Origin of the sequence: Paracoccus sigandri, from assembly GCF_003709565.1 — a bacterium.
Lineage (GTDB): Bacteria > Pseudomonadota > Alphaproteobacteria > Rhodobacterales > Rhodobacteraceae > Paracoccus > Paracoccus siganidrum.
Window position 1 is genome coordinate 97,070 of record NZ_QNRC01000005.1, and the last position, 14,266, is coordinate 111,335.

Consider the following 14,266-nt stretch of genomic DNA (forward strand, 5'->3'; position numbering starts at 1 on the left):
TCAGGTCCCGCGCGGCTTGGCCCGCATGGTCGGATCGGCGACGGTCGGGTCCTCGGGCCAGGGATGGCGGGGATAGCGCCCGCGCATGTCCTTGCGCACATCGCCATAGGACGTGGCCCAGAAGCCCGGCAGGTCGGTCGTCACCTGCACCGGCCGCCCGCCCGGCGACAGAAGGCTGATCCGCAAGGGCCGCCCGCCCACCACCGGATGGCGGGTCACGCCGAACAGCTCCTGCAGGCGCAGCTCGATCGAGGGCGTCTCGTGGTCGTAATCGATCGGCACCCTGCGCCCCAGCGGCGTGACGAAATGGGCAGGCACCTCGCGATCCAGCAATTGCTGGCCCTCCCAGCCGATCCGCGCCCGCAGCGGCTCGGCCAGGTCCAGCGCCCGCAGATCGGCCAGGCTGCGCGCCTTGCCCAGCCAGGGCAGCAGCCAGCCGCCATCACCCAGAAGGCTGGCGTCATCGACCGGCCCCAGCGCATCCACCAGCGCGATCCGCGCCCGCAGCCGCGCGGCGGCCTTGCTCCAGCTCAGCCCGTCCTGCCGCAGCCCCTCCAGCGCCGCCCGCGCCACCGCCTCCTCCGGCACCTCGGCCCAGATCCGGTCCGACAGCACCAGCGCCCCCAGCCGCTCCTGCCGCCGCGCCAGGACCCGGCCCTCGCGCCGCGACCATTCGCAGATCGCCAGTTCCTCGATCCGCCCGCCATGGATCGCCCGCAGATCGGCCTCCTCCAGCGCCGCCGCCATGCGGATCCGCGCCTCGCGCCCCTCCCCGTCCAGGTCCAGCGCCACGATCAGCCGCCGCCCGGCCAGCGGATCGCCCGCCGCCAGCACCGCCCCCCTGCCCCCCGACAGCACGAAGCGCGGCTCCTCGCCCCGCCGCCGCAGCCCGATCCGGTCCGGCCAGGCCAGAGCCGCCACGCGCCCGGCCGCCCCTTCATCTTGGCGCAAATATCCCGGGGGGGTCCGGGGGGGCAGAGCCCCCCCGCCATCGCGGGACGCAACCAGCCGGCGCAACCGGGCCGCCTCGTCCCGGATCCGCTGGATGCCGGCGCGGTTGACCTCATGGGGATGGCGCGCCGCGAACCCCTTCGGATCGCGGATCGCGGCCAGGCGCAGGGCGATATCCGCCGGCGCGCCGCGCAGCGGATCGCGATCCGACATCAGCGCCGCCACATCCGCCGCCAGCCCGGCCAGTTCCGGCCCGGCGCGCAGCAGCATGTGCCCCAGGCGCGGATGCAGCGGCAGCCGGGCCAGCGCCCGGCCGTGATCGGTGATCCGGCCAAGCTCGTCCAGCGCCTCCAGGTCCGCCAGCAGCGCGCGGGCCCTTTCCAGCCCGGCCTCGGGCGGCGGGGTCAGGAAGGCCAGGTCCGACGGCCCGGCCCCCCAGGCGGCCAGCTCCAGCGCCAGCCCGGCCAGGTCGGCGACCGCGATCTCGGGCGGGGCGAAGGCGGGCAGCGCGCCCTCCTCGGCCCGCGCCCACATGCGATAGCAGATCCCCGGCGCCACCCGCCCGGCCCGGCCCCGGCGCTGGTCGGCCTCGGCGCGGCTGACCCGCTCGGTCACCAGCCGCGACATGCCGCTGCCCGGATCGAAGCGCGCGCGGCGCGCCCGGCCGGCATCGACCACCACCCGCACCTCGGGAATGGTCAACGAGGTCTCGGCGATCGCCGTCGCCAGCACGATCCGCCGCCGCCCGCCGGGCGCCGACAGCGCCGCCCGCTGCGCGGCCTGATCCAGCGCGCCGTAAAGCGGCAGCAGCTCGCAGCCGGTATCCGCCAGCAGCGCCATGACGCGGCGGATCTCGCCCTCGCCGGGCAGGAAGGCCAGGACCGTGCCACCCATGTCGCGCGTCGCGGCCTCGGCCTCGGCGATCAGCCGCGCGGCCTCGGCCACCAGCCGCGCGCCGACCGGCAGGGGCCGGTCCAGCCAGCGGGTCTCGACCGGAAAGGCCCGCCCCTCCGAGCGGATCACCGGCGCGCCGTCCAGCAGCTCCGCCACCGGCCCGGCCTCCAGCGTGGCCGACATGACCAGCACCGCCAGGTCCTCGCGCAGCGCGCCCCGCGCCTCCCAGACCAGCGCAAGGCCCAGGTCGGCGTTCAGGCTGCGCTCGTGGAACTCGTCGAAGATCACGCAGCCGATCCCCTCCAGCGCGGGATCGGACTGGATCATCCGGGTCAGGATGCCCTCGGTCACCACCTCGATGCGGCTGCCCGGCACCGACTCGCCGCGGATGCGATAGCCGACGGCGCGGCCCACCGGCTCGCCCAGGCTCGCCGCCATGCGTTCGGCCGCCGCGCGGGCCGCCAGGCGGCGCGGCTCCAGCATGAGGATGCGGCCCGCGACCTGCTCCATCAGCGCCAGCGGCACCCGCGTCGTCTTGCCCGCCCCCGGCGGCGCGACCAGCACCGCCCGGCCCTGAGCGGCCAGAGCGGCGCGCAGTGCGGGAAGGGCGTCGTCGATGGGCAGCGGCTCGGTCGTCTTCTGGGTCATGGGGCCGGGATAGCCCGTTTGTGCCACAGGGCGCAACGCGGCGAGGACTGGACATGGCCGCCTTCCACCGCAATCCTGCGATCCATTCAGGGAAGGATTGTTTTCGTGGAATATTTGCTGTTGCTTGCCCCCGTCCTCGTCGCTTTCGCCGCCGGCGCCTTCGACAATGACGACCCTGCCGAACCGGAGCCAGAGCTGGAACCCGCCGGCGATGTGACGACCCTGACCGAGGGGAACGACGATCTGACGATCAGCGACCCGGATTTCCACGGCCTCATCCTGGGGCTGGGCGGCGACGACCGGATCTCGGTCGCGACCGACGACCATCCCGATCACCGCGTCTTCCCGCCGTCCGAACCGGACGAGGGCTTCCATGTCTCGATCCCCGAGGCGCCGGACGATCCGGTCTATCGCTACGATCCCGACCGGCCCGAAGCCCCGCCCTCGGACCGGCTGACCATCGTCGATGGCGGGGCGGGCGACGACCACATCACCGTGTCGGGCACCGACATCTGGGTCGAGGGCGGCGAGGGCCGCGACCATATCGACGCCTCGGGGCTGATCAGCGGCGGCATCCATGCCGGTGCGGGCGATACGGTGATCCTCGGCGACGCCGCCCGCAACGTCGAGGTCTATGGCCGCGACTTCACCCTCCATGGCGGCGCGGCGGATGTCAGCGCGACCGGGCTGGGCGCGGTCAGCTTCTTCGGGGGCGAGGGCGACGATTACCTTGCGACCACCGGCGACGGGGCGCTGCTGGACGGCGGGGCGGGCCACGATACGCTCGACGGGGCCTACAACACCAATCGCCTGCTGCCGACGCATGTCTTCGGGTTCGGCGACATGATCGGCGCGGGCAGCGACAGGCTGATCGGCGGCGACGGCAATGACGTGATCCGCTTCGACCATGCCGATACGGTGACGGGGGGCGAGGGCGCGGACCTGCTGCGCGGCTTCCTGCAACCCGGCGAGACGGCGCTGGTCACCGATTTCGACCCGGCCGAGGATCGGGCCGAGATCCAGGTCCAGGCGCTTTCGCCGGACCGGACGGCCGGCGGGATCACGCTGGAACGGGACGGCGCCGATTCCCTGCTGCTGCTGGACGGATCCCCGATCCTGCGCCTTGCGGATACGGCCGGGCTGCAAATCGCCGTGAACCTGCGCGCGGATCCGTTCGAGGGCAACAGCTTCGTCGATCTGAACGGCGATCCGGTCGATCCGGCCACCGCCTCGGTCGTGATCGGCCAGCATGTCGTCGCGCTCTGACATCCGGGGCGGGCCGGCTGCCCTACACATCGGCGCCGCGCGAACTTATCTTGCCCTGGCCGCGTTCCTTTCCGCGGACGAACAGCGACGGAGACGGGATGGGTATCGGCAGCGATCTGATGCAGGGGCTGGGCCTTGCGGATCCGGTGGTCCGGCTGGGCGTGACCGGGCTGTCGCGGGCGGGCAAGACGGTGTTCATCACCTCGCTTGTGGCCAATCTGATGGACCGGGGCCGGATGCACGCCCTGCGCGCCGCCGCCGATGGCAGCCTGAAGGCCGCCTGGCTGCAGCCGCAGCCCGACGACACCGTGCCGCGCTTCGATTTCGAGCGTCACCTGGCGGCGCTGACCGGGCCCAGCCCGCATTGGCCCGACGGCACCCGCCATGTCAGCCAGCTGCGCCTGTCGATGCGGACCGAGCCGCGCGGACTGTTTTCCGGCCTGCGCGGCCCGCAGGTGCTGCATCTGGACATCGTCGACTATCCTGGCGAATGGCTTCTGGACCTGCGGCTGATGGACCGCGATTTCGGCGAATGGTCGGCCGAGGTGCTGGCCCGGATCGAGGGCCGCCCGCTGGCCGGCGACTATCTGCAGGCCGTCGCGCGGCTGGACCCCGGCGACCGGCTGCATGAACCCGCCGCGCAGGCGCTGGCCGAGGCCTATACCGCCCATCTGCAGGCCGCGCGCGAGGCCGGCTGGTCCGACTGCACCCCCGGCCGTTTCCTGATCCCCGGCGAACTGGCCGGCTCGCCGGCGCTGACCTTCGCGCCCCTGCCCGAAAACCTGCAGGACGGCCGGCTCTACAAGGAGTTCCGCCGCCGCTTCGATGCCTACAAGTCGCGCGTGGTGAAGCCCTTCTTCCGCGACCATTTCGCCCGGATCGACCGGCAGGTGGTGCTGGTCGACGTGCTGGGCGCGATCCACCAGGGCCCCCGCGCGGTCGAGGACATGCGCCACGCCATGGCCGACATCCTGACCGCCTTCCGCCCCGGCCGCGCCGGCTGGCTGGCGCAGCTTCTGGGCACGCGGCGGGTAGAGCGCATCCTGTTCGCCGCCACCAAGGCCGACCACCTGCACCATGTCCAGCACAACCGGCTGACCGCGATCGCCTCGGCCATGCTGCGCGAGGCGCGCGACCGCGCCGATTTTTCCGGCGCCCGGACCGAGGCCATGTCGATCGCCGCCCTGCGCGCCACGACCGAGGACATGATCCGCCAGAACGGCGAGGAACTGCCCGCCGTGCGCGGCCGGCTGCTGGACGGGCGGCAGGCCGCGCTCTATCCGGGCGAGCTGCCCGCCGATCCGGCCGCGCTGCTGCACCCGGCGCGCGACGGCGCGGAAAGCTGGCTGGACGGCGACTATGCGGTGATGAACTTCGCCCCCGCCCCGATGACCGCCCGCCCCGGCGACGGCCCGCCGCATATCCGGCTGGACCGCGCCGCCGAATTCCTGATCGGAGACCGGCTGTGACTGACGACACCCCCAGAAAGCGCGGCCCCGGAAAACGCAGCCCCGTGCTGATCGAGCTGGAGGACGGCGCCGCCCCCGCCCGCGGCTCGGCCCCCCGGACCGAGGAGCGCGCATCCGGGACCCAGGCGCCGAACCCCGCCGACGCGCCGCCGGTGGACGAGATCGCCGCGCCGCTGCCACGCCCCCGCACGATGGAGATGGTGACGCGGCTGGTCGGGCGCCCGCCCTCGGCCCTGACCCGCTTCTTCATCAATTCCGGCGTGGCGCTGTTCACTTTCCTGCTGGGTGTGGCGGCGCTGGATTTCATCAACGGGCTGCTGGATCGCTGGCCGGTCCTGGGCTGGGCGGCGGTCACGCTGTTCGCGCTGTTCACCCTGGCCGCGCTGGGGATGGCGCTGCGCGAATATCGCGCCTGGGCGCGGTTCGCGAAGATCGACGCGATCCAGCGGCAGGCCGGGCAGGCGCTGGCCGGCGACGACATGGCCTCGGCGCGCGAGGTGGCCGAGCGGCTGGTCGCGCTCTATGCCCGCCGCCCCGAGACCGAATGGGGCCGCCAGCGGCTGGCCGAGCGCCGGGCCGAGGCCTTCGACGCCCGCACCCTCATGACCATGGCCGAGACCGAGCTGCTGGCGCCGCTGGACCAGCAGGCCCGGCGCGAGATCGAGGCGGCCGCCCGCACCGTCGCCGCCGCCACCGCGCTGATCCCACTGGCGCTGGCGGATGTGGCGGCGGCGCTGGCCGCCAATCTGCGCATGATCCGCCGCATGGCCGAGATCTATGGCGGCCGCGCCGGCGCGGTCGGCGGCTGGCGGCTGGCGCGCACGGTGATGACGCATCTGGTCGCCACCGGCGCGGTGGCGGCGGGCGACGACATGATCGAGACCGTGGCCGGCGGCGGCTTGCTGTCGAAACTGTCGCGCCGCTTCGGCGAGGGCGTGGTCAACGGCGCCCTGACCGCCCGCGTCGGCATCGCCGCGATGGAGGTCTGCCGCCCCCTGCCCTTCATGGCCCAGCCCCGCCCGAAGGTCGGCAACCTGGTCACGCGCGGGCTGCGGGGGCTGTTCGGAGAGGCCGACAGGTCCTCATAATCCCCGGCCAACCGCGGACGGGGCGGCCGGATGCGGGGACCGACGCCGTGCCCCCGCAGCCGAGGGCCGTCATGACCCGAACCGCTCGATCACCTCCGCAAGCTCGACATGGCCCGCGCAGGCGCCGTTGCCCGGCCGGGTCTCGCCCGCCTCCAGCGCAGTCGCGTAGATGACGGCGGGATCGGCCTCGATGCGGCTGCGCAACGCGGCAAGTTTCGGCCAGCGGCCCCGGTCGGCGACCCCGTGGAAATCCAGCCAGCGAGCGACGCCGACCAGGATGCCATCGGCAAGGCCGGGATGGTCGGCGACCAGAAAGCGGGTGTCGCCGATCATCTCCTCAAGCCGGTCATGGCGCTCGATCACGCCTGCGCTGCCCCAGTCGCGCAGGACAGACTGCGTCGCGGGATCGGGCTCCTCCATCTCCATTGCCGCCCAAAGCGGACTGAAGCTGGCGGTGAAGCCCGTGTTGATGAAGGCCATCAGCTGGTGCATCCGGTCGGCTTGCGGCGACAGCGGATCGAAGCTGATCCGCCGTTCGCTGTCGCGGGCCTCCAGCCAGGCGGCGATGGCCATGGTCTCGGTCAGCACCCTGCCCTGATCGGTGATGAAGGCGGGGGTCTCGACGCGGGGGTTGATCCGCCTGTAGGATGGTTCGCGCATCTCGCCCAGCATGTCGACGCGGCACAGCCGGTAGGGCTTGCCCAGCCATTCCAGCGCGGCGACAAGCCCCATCGAGCTTCCCGAGGGGAAGCCGTAAAGAAGGATCGGTTCCATGTTTTCGGTCTCCGTGATTTCCTGACGATCACGCTGCGCAGCGAGGACGGACCCTAGCCATCCCGCGCCGCAAGTAAATTACGCACCTTTTTGTAACCACGAGCTGCCGATGAAGAATCTCGTCTCACGCTGTCCCATCGAAGAGGTGATGCAGGTCCTCAGCGGCCGATGGCCGACCTTGCTGATCTATTACCTGCAGGAGGGCACCAAGCGGTTCAGCGAGCTGCGCCGGGACAATCCGACGATCTCGCACAAGATGCTGACGCTGGAGCTGCGCAAGCTGGAAGACGCCGGCATCGTGCGGCGCACCGAATTCGCGGGCTATCCTCTGCGCGTCGAATACGACCTGACGCCGGCGGGGGAACGGCTGGTGCCGCTGATCGATGCGCTGGGGAGCTGGTGGGAGGAAACCGACGGCAGCGGGCAGCAGGCGGCGGACGAGGCCGACATCACCGAGGCCTAGCCGGCCGCTGCTGCTGCACGCCCGTGACCGGAAGCGGCCTCACTCGCCCGCAGGCGCCTCCTCGGGCATCTCGGGGGCTTCGGCCTCGTCGTCGGTTTCCGGGGCGGGGCCGGCCTCGATCAGGCGGTTGTCCTGCCATTCGCCGGAGGCGACCTGCCCCGTCGCATAGCGCATCACGCCCTGGCCCTGGCGCTTGCCGGCCTCGAAATGGCCCTCGTAGACATCGCCGTTGGGATAGGTCGCGGTGCCCTCGCCGTCGATCTCTCCGGCCTTCCAGCCGCCTTCGTAGATGAAGCCGTTGGGCGAGGTCAGCTTGCCGCGCCCCTCGCGCAGCCCGTTCGCGAAGCTGCCGGTATAGACGGTGCCGTCGGGATAGGTCGCCTGGCCCTCGCCATGGCGCTGGCCGTCGGCCCAGGCGCCGGAATAGACATAGCCGTCGGGATAGGACATCCGCCCCTGCCCGTCATTGCGGGCATTGCGGAAGCTGCCCTCATAGACCATGCCATTGGCATAGGTGGCCTTGCCCTCGCCCTCGATCACGCCGGCCGCCCATTGCCCGTCATAGGTCGAGCCGTCGGGATAGGTGATCTTGCCGCGGCCATCGGGGCGGTCGGCCTTCATCTGCCCGACATAGACCGAGCCGTCGGGATAGGTGATCTGGCCCTGGCCCTCCATCCGGCCCTCGACCCACTGGCCGACATAGACATAGCCGTCGGTGCCGGTGAAGGTGCCCTGCCCGTGGCGGCGGTCGCCGGCGAACTGGCCTTCGTAGACATCGCCATTGGCATAGGTGGCGATGCCCTGCCCCTCGCGCTTGCCGGCGCGCATCTCGCCCTCGTAGCGGTCGCCCGAGGCCTGCACCAGCACGCCCGTGCCCGACATCTGCCCGGCGGCCCAGATGCCGTCATAGACCATCCCGTCCGGCATGGTCAGCTTGCCCTTGCCGGCGCGCTGGCCGGCCAGCATCCCGCCTTCATAGGTGGCGCCGTCGGGATAGGTGATCCGGCCCTGGCCCTCCTTCACCCCGGCATTCCACTCGCCCTCGTAGCGATAGCCGTTGGGCTGGGTCAGCACGCCGCGGCCCTGGTGCAGCCCGCGCGCGAACTGGCCGACATAGACCGAGCCGTTGGCGTAATGCGCCTCGCCCTCGCCGGTGATCTCGCCGCCGATCCAGTCGCCCTCGTAGGTGCCGCCATCGGCATAGGTGATCTTGCCCTTGCCCTCGGGCTTGCCCTTGACGAAATGGCCCTCGTAGACCGAGCCGTTGGGGAAGGTCGCGCGGCCCTGGCCCAGGATCTCGCCCTCGACCCAGTCGCCCTCGTAGCGATAGCCGTTGGGCAGCGTATAGGTGCCCTGCCCGTGCTGGCGGCCGTTGCGGAACGTGCCTTCATAGACGCCGCCGTCGTCGTATTCCTTGGTGATGACCTGCGCATCCACCGCACCCGCCATCGCCACCAGCGCCAGCGCGCCCATCAGTGTCGCTGCCCGTGTTGCCGCCTTCATGCCCGTGCCCTTCGCGTTTTGCCCATGGTCTAGCGCATGGGCCGCCCCCGCGCAAAGGTCGTCTTTCACTTGCCCGGACTATCCCCTATTTCTGGGGCCGAACGAACAGGGACCTCGATCATGACCGAACGTTTCCGCCTGACCATCGGCCAATTGAACGCCACCGTCGGCGATCTTCAGGGCAATGCGGCAAGGGCGCGCGAGGCATGGCAGACCGCCAGGGCCGCGGGCGCCGACATGCTGGCCCTGCCCGAGATGTTCATCACCGGATACCAGACCCAGGACCTGGTGCTTAAACCCGCCTTCACCCAGCAGGCGGTCGATGCGGTCATGGCCGTCGGCGCGGCCTGCACGGACGGCCCGGCCATCGGCATCGGCGGCCCCTGGCGCGACGGGGACCGGCTCTACAACGCCTACTGGATCTTCCGGGACGGCAAGCTGGTGGCACGGGTGCTGAAGCACCACCTGCCCTACAAGCAGCTGTTCGACGAATTGCGGCTGTTCGATTCCGGCCCGATCAGCGGCCCCTATCCCGTGGGCGGCGCCCGCATCGGATCACCGATCTGCGAGGACAGCTGGTATCCCGACGTGGCCGAGACCCTGGCCGAGACCGGGGCCGAGATCCTGATCGTGCCGAATGGCAGCCCCTATCACCGCGACAAGCTGGACCTGCGCATGGGCCACATGGTCGGCCGGGTGGTCGAGACCGGCTTGCCGCTGGTCTATGTGAACCTGGTGGGCGGGCAGGACGACCAGCTCTATGACGGCGCCAGCTTCGTGCTGAACCCTGGCGGGCGGAAGGTCGTGCAGCTGCCGCCCTTCGAGGAAGCCGTCGTCCATGTCGATTTCACCCGCACCGCCGATGGCTGGCTGGCCGAACCCGGCCCGATGGCGCCGCAGCCCGATGCCTGGGAACAGGATTACCACGCAATGATGCTGGGGCTGCGCGAATACCTGCGCAAGTCGGGCTTTTCGAAGGTGCTGCTGGGCATGTCGGGCGGGATCGATTCGGCGCTGGTGGCGACCATCGCCGCCGATGCCATCGGCCCCGAAAAGGTCCGCTGCGTGATGCTGCCCTCGGAATATACCTCGCAATCCAGCCTGGAGGACGCCGCCGATTGCGCCGGGCGCCTGGGCGCGCGGCTGGACACGGTCCAGATCGACGGCGCGCGCCAGGCGGTCGAGAGCGCGCTGGCCCATCTGATGGAGGGCACGGCGCCCGACATCACCGAGGAGAACATCCAGTCCCGCCTGCGCGGCGTGATGCTGATGGCGATTTCCAACAAGTTCAACGAGATGCTGCTGACCACCGGCAACAAGTCCGAGGTCGCGGTGGGCTATGCCACGATCTATGGCGACATGGCCGGCGGCTACAACCCGATCAAGGATCTCTACAAGACCCGCGTCTTCGAGACCGCGCGCTGGCGCAACGCCAATCACCGGCCCTGGATGAAGGGCCCCGCGGGCGAGGTGATCCCGCCGCGGATCATCCAGAAGCCCCCCTCGGCCGAATTGCGCCCCGACCAGAAGGACGAGGATTCGCTGCCCCCCTACGAGGTCCTGGACGCCATCCTGGAGGGGCTGGTGGAACAGGACCTGGCGCTGAAGGACCTGGTCGCGCAGGGCTTCGACGCGGACACGGTGCGCAAGGTCGAAAGACTGCTCTATATCAGCGAATGGAAGCGTTATCAGGCGGCGCCGGGGCCGCGCATCTCGACCAAGGCCTTCTGGCTGGACCGGCGCTATCCGCTGGTCAACCGCTGGCGCGACGAGCTTTGAGCGCCGCAACCGCCGGGAATTCATTGCAGACGATTTTTCACGACGGAGATTTCAGATGATGCCATTGACCCGCAGACTTGCCGCCGGCACCGCCCTGGCGGCGCTTCTGGCCCTGCCCGCCTCGGCCCAGACCGCGCCGGCGCCGGCGCCGGGCAGCTTCCTGTCGCCCGCCAATATCGCCGCGGGCCTTCTGCGCGCCGCCGTCTCCTACGGCCGGATCCTGGCCGACATCCGCTATGGCGCCATCGAGGCCGACCCGGTGCGGGGCGGCGTCATCCTGCGCGACCTGCAGGTCAACGGGCTGGGCGATCACGCGAATTGCCATGTCTCGCTGGGGCGGCTGGAACTGTCGGGCCTGTCGCTGTGGTATAGCGAGCACTCGCATCTGCGCATCGACGCGGGCGACCTGTCGGTGGCCAACAACTGCTTCGGCCCGAATGCGGCGATGATCGGCGTGGTGACGGGCACCGACCACATCCCGCTTGCCAGCCTGGCCATCGACCTGCGCCAGAGCATGGGCAGCGGTGCCGCCGTCATGGACATCGAGGCCGTCAGCCCCGGCATCGCCCGGATCGAGGCCAGCGCGGATTTCGACCATGTCTCGATCTTCTCGCCCGACCTGCTGTCCCGGATGGCCGAGGGCGACCAGCGAACCGATCCGTTCGGCGCCGACCCCTTCGCGCCCGACGAGGATGACCTCGCCACGCCCTTCGGCAATCCTTCCGATACGTCCGAGCCCTCGGTCGGCCTGCATGGCAGCCTGCGCGCGGCCCATCTGACGGTGGAAAACCTGGGCGTCTGGGAAAGGGTGAACCCGATGCTGCCCCCCGATATCGCCGGCCCCCAGGGGATGGAGGCGCTGGTGACGGCCCCGCCGGGCACGCCGCTGCACCAGCTCCAGCAGGGGCTTGCCGAGGCGCTGAAGAATTTCGTCGCCCAGCCGGGCCGGATCACCGCCGAGATCCGCCCCCAGGCGCCGATCGCCTTCGATTCCACCGCCTGGACCAGCCCCGAGGACGCGGCGGCGCTGTTCATGCCGGCCTTCTCGAACGCCCTGCCGACGCCGCCGCTGGCGCTGATCGCCGACCCGCAGGATGCCTCGGACCCGCGCGCGCTGGGTCTGGCGCTGGCGCGGGGCGAGGGCGTGCCCCGCAACACCCGCCGCGCGCTGGAACTGCTGACGCCGCTGCAGGATGACCCCGAGATCGCGCTGGCGCTGGCCGATCTTCTGGCCGACAGCGACCCGGCCGCGGCCTATGTCCATGCCCTGCAGGCGGCGGCGACCGGCACGCCGGGGGCGATGGCCGCGCTGGACCGGGCCGAGGCGCGGCTGGCCACCGCCGATCTGCTGGCCGCCCAGCCCGCCGCCGACAGCGCGCTGGAAGACGACGCCTTCGCCTCGGCCGTGGCGCTGCGCGAGGCGGCGCTGGCGCGGGCCGAGGGCCGCGGGCAGACCCGCAGCTACGGGCTGGCATGGCGGCTGGCCACGCTGGCCGCCGCCGCCGGGGACAGCCCGGCCCGCGCGCTGATGGACCGCCTGCAGGCCCGCTTCGGCGACGACCCGGCCTGGATCGCGGCGCGCGCCCAGGCCGCCGACGCGGCGCTGGAGGACTGGACCGACCGCGACCTGGCCACGACCCTGGCCGCCCGCTAGGCGCGGCCTCCCCGCCACCCGGCCCCGAAGACGCCCGCCGCTTCTTCGTTGCCCAAATACCCATGACCGCGCGGCCGCCCGCGCCGCGCGGCCCATGTCGCGCTCAGGGCACCTCGATCTTGCCCAGCAGAGGCACGTCGTCCTGCGGCGTGACGCTGTGCCGCTCGATCATGCGGTGCACCACCGGATCGCCCTCGCCCCGGTGCAGCTCGCGCAGCAGGACAGTGACCTCGGCATCGGATTTCGTGCGCCGCAGGTTGTGGCGCACATATTCGTCCCAGGTCGCGATGTGATAGCTTTCGGACCACAGGTCCGGGTGCTCCAGGTCGCGCAGCAGGGCCCAGTTCCGCGCCCCGTCGCGGCGGCGGATATTGCGCCGCAGCTGCATCAGGCGCAGGAATTCCGGCACGTCCTTCTGGTCGATCCGGTAATCGACCATGACCATGATCGGCCCCGACCGGCCGCGCAGGTCCAGCCGCAGGGCCGGCTCGCGGAAGCGGTTCACCGGGTCCAGGTCGACGCTGCCGAATTCGGGCGCCTTGAACCAGAAGCCGATGACCGCGCCCACCAGCAGCACCCCGCCCGCCCAGGTCAGCGCCTGGTCCAGCCCCTGCCCGCCCGCGACCGCGCCCCAGGCCCAGGACCCCGCCGCCATGCCGCCGAAGGTCGCGGTCTGATACAGCGCCAGCGCCCGCGCCACGACCCAGCGCGGCGTGGACAGCTGCACCGTCACGTTGAACAGCGACAGCGCCAGCACCCAGGATGCCCCCGCGGGCAGCATGGCCAGCGCGTGCAGCCAGATCGCATCGGCCTGGCCCAGCACGATCGCCGCCCCCGCGAAACCGGCGAAGGCCACGCGGATGACGTTCTCGTTGTCGAAGCGCGCCCGGATGCGCGGGTTCAGCACCGCTCCGGCGATCGCGCCCAGCCCGTAGCAGCCCAGCAGCCCGCCGAACAGCAGCGAGCCGCCCTCGGGATGGCTCTTGGCGACCAGCGGCAGCAGCGCCAGCACCGAGACGGCGGCGAAGCCGAACAGCGCGCCGCGCAGGATCACCCGCATCAGGTTGGGCGACAGCGCGACATAGCGCAGCCCGGCGCCGACGGCGGACAGGAAGGGCTCTCGCGGGGCGGGGCTGGGGGTGGTCCTGGGCTTCCAGCGCAGCAGCGCGCCCAGGAGCGGCAGATAGGTCAGCGCATTGACCGCGAAGGCCGCGGCGGCGCCGAAACCCGCCACGATGAAGCCGCCCGCCGCCGGGCCGACGCTGCGCATCAGGTTGAAGCCAACGGAATTCAGCGTCACCGCCGCAGGCAGGTCGGCGCGCGGCACCAGATCGCCCATGCTGGCCTGCCAGGGCGGATTATAGAGCGCCTGCCCCGCGCCGATCAGGAAGGTGAAGCCCAGAAGCAGCCAGGGCGTCAGCCAGCCCTGCCAGGCGACGACGGCCAGCGCGACCGAGACCACCAGCATGAATAGCTGCGCCGTCAGCAGCAGCGTCTTGCGGTCGAAGATGTCGGCCAGCGCCCCCGAGGCCAGCGCCAGCAGCATGATCGGCAGCGTGTTCGAGGCCTGCACCAGCGCGATCAGCGTCGCGCTGTCGGTCAGCTGCGTCATCAGCCAGGCCGCGCCCACCGCCTGCACCAGCCCGCCGAAATTCGACACCAGCGTCGCGCTCCACAGCAGCCGGAAATCGGCATGGCGGAACGGGGCGAGCGAGGATGGCTTGAGCGGGGGCGGGGGCGGGACGGCGTCGGGCACGGCGGATCCGGTCTTGCTGGG

10 protein-coding genes are annotated in these 14,266 nt (G+C 71.5%); 6 read left to right on the forward strand and 4 right to left on the reverse strand.

Annotated elements, in window-relative coordinates; all coding sequences use genetic code 11:
• A complete protein-coding gene (gene hrpB / locus C9E82_RS05925; protein ID WP_122449217.1) occupies nt 1-2,493 on the reverse strand; it encodes an ATP-dependent helicase HrpB in 2,493 nt (830 codons plus the stop codon).
• A 105-nt stretch (nt 2,494-2,598) separates the two neighbouring features.
• Here hrpB and C9E82_RS05930 point away from each other — a divergent pair, with 105 nt between their 5' ends.
• The 3 genes from C9E82_RS05930 to C9E82_RS05940 all read left to right on the forward strand — a co-directional run bounded on the left by C9E82_RS05930 (nt 2,599) and on the right by C9E82_RS05940 (nt 6,316).
• Nucleotides 2,599-3,759, forward strand: a complete 1,161-nt coding sequence (locus C9E82_RS05930) for a calcium-binding protein (protein WP_119901175.1) — start codon at nt 2,599-2,601, stop codon at nt 3,757-3,759.
• A gap of 98 nt (nt 3,760-3,857) precedes the next feature.
• Nucleotides 3,858-5,228 carry a YcjX family GTP-binding protein gene (locus tag C9E82_RS05935; RefSeq protein WP_122449218.1) on the forward strand — a complete coding sequence of 457 codons (1,371 nt, stop codon included), beginning with the start codon at nt 3,858-3,860 and terminating at the stop codon, nt 5,226-5,228.
• A complete protein-coding gene (locus tag C9E82_RS05940) occupies nt 5,225-6,316 on the forward strand; it encodes a YcjF family protein (RefSeq protein ID WP_183154047.1) in 1,092 nt (363 codons plus the stop codon). The genes C9E82_RS05935 and C9E82_RS05940 overlap by 4 nt, the downstream gene beginning before the upstream one ends.
• A gap of 69 nt (nt 6,317-6,385) precedes the next feature.
• Here C9E82_RS05940 and C9E82_RS05945 read toward each other — a convergent pair whose 3' ends face one another.
• Nucleotides 6,386-7,090 (reverse strand): glutathione S-transferase family protein, encoded by a 705-nt coding sequence (locus C9E82_RS05945; protein ID WP_119900964.1) that lies wholly within the window; start codon nt 7,088-7,090, stop codon nt 6,386-6,388.
• A 109-nt stretch (nt 7,091-7,199) separates the two neighbouring features.
• On the opposite strand from C9E82_RS05945, the gene C9E82_RS05950 reads away from it, so the two are divergent.
• Nucleotides 7,200-7,553, forward strand: a complete 354-nt coding sequence (locus C9E82_RS05950; RefSeq protein WP_119900963.1) for a winged helix-turn-helix transcriptional regulator — start codon at nt 7,200-7,202, stop codon at nt 7,551-7,553.
• A 39-nt stretch (nt 7,554-7,592) separates the two neighbouring features.
• Here C9E82_RS05950 and C9E82_RS05955 read toward each other — a convergent pair whose 3' ends face one another.
• Entirely contained in the window at nt 7,593-9,056 is a 1,464-nt protein-coding gene (locus tag C9E82_RS05955; protein WP_119900962.1) for an MORN repeat-containing protein, read from the reverse strand.
• A gap of 120 nt (nt 9,057-9,176) precedes the next feature.
• Between C9E82_RS05955 and C9E82_RS05960 the strand changes: the two genes are divergently transcribed.
• On the forward strand, nt 9,177-10,835 hold the full coding sequence (locus C9E82_RS05960) for an NAD+ synthase (RefSeq protein ID WP_119900961.1): 1,659 nt from the start codon (nt 9,177-9,179) through the stop codon (nt 10,833-10,835).
• 58 nt (nt 10,836-10,893) lie between these two features.
• The gene (locus tag C9E82_RS05965; RefSeq protein ID WP_244936000.1) at nt 10,894-12,489 is read left to right on the forward strand and encodes a hypothetical protein; all 1,596 of its coding nucleotides are present in this window, start codon (nt 10,894-10,896) and stop codon (nt 12,487-12,489) included.
• 103 nt (nt 12,490-12,592) lie between these two features.
• Here C9E82_RS05965 and C9E82_RS05970 read toward each other — a convergent pair whose 3' ends face one another.
• The gene (locus tag C9E82_RS05970) at nt 12,593-14,245 is read right to left on the reverse strand and encodes an MFS transporter (protein ID WP_122449220.1); all 1,653 of its coding nucleotides are present in this window, start codon (nt 14,243-14,245) and stop codon (nt 12,593-12,595) included.
• Between the last annotated feature and the right edge of the window lie 21 nt (nt 14,246-14,266).

Bases quoted from the DNA above. Each gene is read 5' to 3' on its own strand.
- hrpB (WP_122449217.1), bottom strand. From the start codon at position 2,493: ATGACCCAGAAGACGACCGAGCCGCTGCCCATCGACGACGCCCTTCCC.
- C9E82_RS05955 (WP_119900962.1), bottom strand. From the start codon at position 9,056: ATGAAGGCGGCAACACGGGCAGCGACACTGATGGGCGCGCTGGCGCTG.
- C9E82_RS05950 (WP_119900963.1), top strand. From the start codon at position 7,200: ATGAAGAATCTCGTCTCACGCTGTCCCATCGAAGAGGTGATGCAGGTC.
- C9E82_RS05965 (WP_244936000.1), top strand. From the start codon at position 10,894: ATGCCATTGACCCGCAGACTTGCCGCCGGCACCGCCCTGGCGGCGCTT.
- C9E82_RS05945 (WP_119900964.1), bottom strand. From the start codon at position 7,090: ATGGAACCGATCCTTCTTTACGGCTTCCCCTCGGGAAGCTCGATGGGG.
- C9E82_RS05960 (WP_119900961.1), top strand. From the start codon at position 9,177: ATGACCGAACGTTTCCGCCTGACCATCGGCCAATTGAACGCCACCGTC.
- C9E82_RS05935 (WP_122449218.1), top strand. From the start codon at position 3,858: ATGGGTATCGGCAGCGATCTGATGCAGGGGCTGGGCCTTGCGGATCCG.